Source organism: Bacillus cereus group sp. BfR-BA-01381, assembly GCF_022663555.1.
GTDB lineage: Bacteria > Bacillota > Bacilli > Bacillales > Bacillaceae_G > Bacillus_A > Bacillus_A pacificus.
Genome location: NZ_JAKUFR010000367.1, coordinates 1 through 210, shown reverse-complemented (window position 1 = coordinate 210; position 210 = coordinate 1). Strand labels below are relative to the sequence as shown.

Here is a 210-nt window from a genome sequence, read left to right as displayed (position 1 = left end):
CACACCCGTTCCCATACCGAACACGGAAGTTAAGCTCTCTAGCGCCGATGGTAGTTGGGACCTTGTCCCTGTGAGAGTAGGACGTCGCCAAGCTATTTATATCATCGCGGGGTGGAGCAGCACGGTAGCTCGTCGGGCTCATAACCCGAAGGTCGCAGGTTCAAATCCTGTCCCCGCAACCAAATGGTCCCGTGGTGTAGTGGTTAACAT

General features: G+C 55.2%; 1 tRNA gene and 1 rRNA gene. Both read left to right on the top strand.

Annotated elements, in window-relative coordinates:
* Nucleotides 1-93: ribosomal RNA gene (gene rrf, locus MR079_RS29075) — 5S ribosomal RNA — on the top strand; the annotation flags it as partial.
* A 12-nt stretch (nucleotides 94-105) separates the two neighbouring features.
* A tRNA-Met gene (locus tag MR079_RS29070) sits at nucleotides 106-182 on the top strand.
* Nucleotides 183-210: the final 28 nt, after the last annotated feature.